This window comes from Mesotoga sp. HF07.pep.5.2.highcov (genome assembly GCF_003666285.1).
Lineage (GTDB): Bacteria > Thermotogota > Thermotogae > Petrotogales > Kosmotogaceae > Mesotoga > Mesotoga prima.
Genome location: NZ_JFHJ01000473.1, coordinates 1 through 4429 on the forward strand (window position 1 = coordinate 1; position 4429 = coordinate 4429).

A 4429-nucleotide genomic window follows, 5' to 3' on the forward strand; every position below is an offset into this window, starting at 1 on the left:
TTCCCCTCCAGTTCTTCCTTTATTGAGGGGTCGATAGGAAAGACCTCGGAGTAATGTACGTAGCCGACATCTTTTCTGGACATGGCGAACTCGTCTATTGCGCCCCAGCTGTCTCCCCAACCAACGAGAACAAGAGGCGCATCCAGGTTGAACTTCGCGGGTGCGGACAACTCGCCCAGCAACCCCTCCATCTTTTTCATCCTCTTATCGACCATTTTACTTCTGATCTCTAGATCTTCAGTAATGTATCCTGCCTCATCATGCTCGTCGGAATCGACTCTTACAGTAGCTTTTCCTCCGGGTATCGCTCTTGGGGAAATGCCGTTCTCCGTAATTTCGTATCTGCGATATTCCTCATTTCCTTCTGTGATAAATCTCTGAAGGAACTCCTCTTTGTGAATGGGAGCCTCTATTGTGGCCGAGGAATCTACTAGCGATTCAGTGAGAAGAATAATCGAAGGAATCTGATATTTATCGGCAATATAGAAAGCCTTTTCCGTAAGCTCGAATGTCTCTTTTGGTGTGCGCGGCGAGACCACATATTTTGGAAACTCTCCATGACCTGCATTTACTACAAAAAGAAGATCTTCCTGCGCCGTTCTTGTGGGAAGGCCGGTCGCCGGTGCGGGACGCTGAGCGTCTACCATGACCAGGGGAGTCTCGGTCATTGCGGCGAGAGATACACCTTCCTGCATCAATGCGAACCCTCCTCCAGATGTTGTTACAAGAGAACGTGCACCTGCAAAAGCTCCTCCTATAACCATATTTACTGCGGCGATCTCGTCTTCTGCCTGCTCGACTACTATTCCATGTTTTTCGGAGTTTGACGCAAGGAAGGTCATAACACCGGTTCCGGGGGTCATTGGATAGGCTGCCAGAAATTTACATCCCGCGGCGATTGCACCGAGGCCGGTTCCCTCAGTTCCGTTCATTAGGTAGTAATTATGTTCCTGTACATCGAGCCGGGGAATCTCGATTGGCAATGAAAGATCGTAACCTCTCTTCAGCGCTTCGAGATTGGCTTTAATTATCTCTTCTTTTCCAGAAAAGGTCTCTTCTATAAGTTTCGAGGGTATCTCCCTCTTGACATTGAAAAGACCGAGAATCCCACCCAGGGCCACGACATTCTGGGCTCTTGGCTCTCCCGCTTCTTTGGCTATCGACTTGAAAGGAAAGCCCATTGCTTTGACTTCGAAATCAAAGTCCTTAGAACTCACGTGGTCTGAATCGGAATCGTATATCAGTTTCGTCCCGTCGTGGAAGTACTGAAGCTGTGAGATAGTAGTGCTCTTACTTAGAGAGACGATAAGATCGAACTCTTGTCTCATCGAATATAGAGGAGAGTCAGAAATTCGAATTCGGTACACATACTCGCCGCCTCTGATCCTTGAATGATAACTTTTGTCGGTGAAGATACAATACCCATTTCTGAAGAGACTTAGCGCAAGCATATCCCCAATAGTATTTAGGCCTTGACCGGCTTCACCGGAAAGGGCTATTACAAAATCTCTCACATTAACACCTCCGTCGAGGTAAAGAAAGGCGGGAGTGATTCTCCCGCCTCATTTCAGTCGATTGGTTCGAAATCGTCTTTACTAGCTCCACATAGCGGACAAACCCAATCCTCTGGAACATCCTCAAAGGTGGTCCCGGGATCTACACCGTTGTCAGGGTCTCCAACTTCCGGATCGTAAATATAGCCACATATAGTGCATCTGTACTTCATCTTGCCGCCCCTCCTTAATCAGAACTCAACTCTCTTACTGCTCTCCCAGAGACCGTGAATGTTGCAGTAAGAGGTAGCGATCAACGAACCTGACTTCTCCAGTTTCACATTGAATACAGCCGTAGGCTGCGTTGTAACTGGAGTGAACTCGATGTGGCCAAGATGAGTCAAGAACTGGCCATCATCGTACATTACGTACAGATCAAACCACTTGATATGATGCTCGATAGTATTTGGGTGTGAAATCTCCTTACCAACCGTTATCTGTACATTAAATGCCTCTCCAGGCTTGACCGAATCGGGAATCTCAATTACCGGCACATGTTTCTCGCTTTTCCAGTCAGCACTCTTCACATACTCGCCAATTGCCATTAAATCCCCTCCTTTATCTAAAGCTGAACACAAAAAGAACAATCACTGCAGAGCTGCTCTGAACAACACGTACAGAAATCACAGTAATTATACCATATCGCTAATAATTGAAGTCTGTCGTAATCTTTCCAAAACCTCTAGAAGTATTGTTTATCCTTAACTCAAAAATGCCTTCGAAATCTGTCTTCTTCTATAGATTTCCCATTACCTCTGATAGAATAGGTTTAGAGAACGCTGGAGGGGTTTGTTTGGCGAGACATGACATAGTCAAAGCATATATCGATGAAGCCTCTGCTGAAGCAGTATTGTTCACGAGAAATTCCAATATACAGTGGTTCTTCGAAGGTGAGGTAGACCCAAGAGTTGACATCTCCACTGAACTCGCTGCTTTCTGGCTTCTGGTTACAAGCTCAATGGTAATTGCTCTATGCCCAAGATACGATGTAGATAGAATCAGAGACGAAGTTCTTCCCAAAGACGTGGAGATAATGGGCTTTGATGGATTTTCTAATTCCGTAGAATCTGTAGGGAGTATCTGCAGTAAGTTCTCGAAAGTTGCCGTCGATAGTGATCTCTTCTTCTCCTCTTCGAACTATGTTCCAATTGGCAAGAGCTTCTATGAGAAAACCCAACTTCTCAGTGAAAGAGAGATCCTGCGCCTGAGAGTCACAGGGAAACTTACGGAAAACATCATCTGCGAATTTGCTCCTGAACTCCAGCCGGGAATGACCGAACTGGAAGTCGAGAAAGTCCTTAGAGCGATATTTATCGAGTCGGGACTTGAAGTACCGACTCTTTGCATTGCATCGGACGAAAGAATCTCCAAATCGCCCTATCCAGTCTCCACTGCAAAGAAGATCAGTAGATATCTCATGCTGAGGGCAACGATCAGGAAGCAGGGGCTTTCAGTTTCTTTGAGCAGATATTTCCACTTCGGAGCAGTCCCACAAGAGCTTGAACAAGGACACGAGAGGGCTTCTGGAATTGCGGCAAAAGGAGCTGTAGCGATAATGGGAGCAAAAACTATGAGTGAGGTCTTTGAGGAGATAAAAAACGCTTATGCTTCTCTCAATGCTGCCGATGAGGTAGCGTATTACAGTCCGGGAGGCACAAACGGTTACACAAAGAACACCTTTCTTTTCGCTCCAGATTCCCAGATTACGATGAAACATTCCGCCACTTATGTACTCAACCCACTTATTGGGGGCGTTTTAAGCGAAGACACCGTTTTGCTCAATTCAGACGGAACTGCGGAATTTCTAACGCTTGGAGAAGACTTCCCGAAAGTAAAAGTCAGACTCGAAAGCTTCAGGGTCCACAGACCATGGATCATGATCATATAGCACGCCCCATGAGAAACGTTCCTAGTCCTTCAAAAGCAAGACCGTGAGAAAAGAACGGTTATTCGTTCCGACGCTTTGCGTCCAGACTCTTGGTTAGTTAAGGAGCGGAAGAGCCGTCCTTGGTCCTTCGTCCAAGACCATGAACCCGTCCTTCGGAAGAGCAAGAAGAGGAGAGGGGCAGACGCATAACACGCGAAACCGGGCCAGACGTAAAGAGGATCGTCAGTCCCTATTTTTGCTCAGTCACGGCCAGTAATGGCTCTTCCTAGCGTTCAGCGACCAGCGAAGAGCGGTTCTTAGAGATGCGAGATCCCGAGCATTTTGCCTGAACAGAGTCTTTTTAGGGCAGGCTCAACGGGATGACCTAAGAGATGCTCATAAGCGCAGGCTCCAAAGGATAATTGCAGAGTCGATCGTTCTTTTCACCACCCCAGACCCCATACCCTGTAATCGAACCCCGCTCTTCGCGTCATGCTGAACTTGTTTCAGAATCCCGATCTAAGAACCGCTGAGCGCTGACAAGACCCGTCCTTCGTCGCCCGTCCAAGATCAAGGACCCGTCCTTCGCTGAGACCTAAGCCCAGATCCTTAACAGCGCGCCTTTCGGTCATCCCGTGATGCTTTTGCACGGGATCTGGTCTCGAAAACACGGCAAAGACCGAGATCCTGACCAGGAGCATTGTCAGGATGACGTGAAGGGAGTAATACTGACATCCCGTAGAGTCTGCCCCGACGAACTCCTCTTCTGTCATCCCGTAGTGCTCCTGTACGGGATCTCGCCCAAACAACTGCTGTACGCTTAAGAACCGAAACCCGCTGATCGCTGCTGAAGGCTACGTTGAGCGTCAACGGTCCACCGTCCTCCGAGAGGAGCAAAACAAAGATCCCGAAACAAGCTCGTTTAAGAGCCGCTGGACGCTTGCTAAAATACGTTGAACGCTGCTGAAGACTAGGTTGTCCGTCAACGGTCCACCGTCCTCCGAGAGGA

General features: G+C 47.8%; 4 protein-coding genes. 1 reads left to right on the forward strand and 3 read right to left on the reverse strand.

Features of this window, described 5'->3' with window-relative positions:
• From BG32_RS09910 to BG32_RS09920, 3 genes are all read right to left on the reverse strand, one after another.
• Positions 1-1514: 2-oxoacid:acceptor oxidoreductase subunit alpha (locus BG32_RS09910; RefSeq protein WP_147434925.1), on the reverse strand; the 1514-nt coding region annotated here is incomplete at its 3' end.
• A 53-nt stretch (positions 1515-1567) separates the two neighbouring features.
• On the reverse strand, positions 1568-1726 hold the full coding sequence (gene rd / locus BG32_RS09915; protein WP_006492825.1) for a rubredoxin: 159 nt from the start codon (positions 1724-1726) through the stop codon (positions 1568-1570).
• An 18-nt stretch (positions 1727-1744) separates the two neighbouring features.
• A complete protein-coding gene (locus tag BG32_RS09920) occupies positions 1745-2098 on the reverse strand; it encodes a class II SORL domain-containing protein (protein ID WP_006492826.1) in 354 nt (117 codons plus the stop codon).
• A gap of 248 nt (positions 2099-2346) precedes the next feature.
• On the opposite strand from BG32_RS09920, the gene BG32_RS09925 reads away from it, so the two are divergent.
• On the forward strand, positions 2347-3441 hold the full coding sequence (locus BG32_RS09925) for a Xaa-Pro aminopeptidase (protein WP_121526759.1): 1095 nt from the start codon (positions 2347-2349) through the stop codon (positions 3439-3441).
• Positions 3442-4429 lie beyond the last annotated feature (988 nt).

Excerpts from the sequence above, each read along its gene's own strand:
- rd (WP_006492825.1), bottom strand. The coding sequence starts at position 1,726 with ATGAAGTACAGATGCACTATATGTGGCTATATTTACGATCCGGAAGTT.
- BG32_RS09920 (WP_006492826.1), bottom strand. The coding sequence starts at position 2,098 with ATGGCAATTGGCGAGTATGTGAAGAGTGCTGACTGGAAAAGCGAGAAA.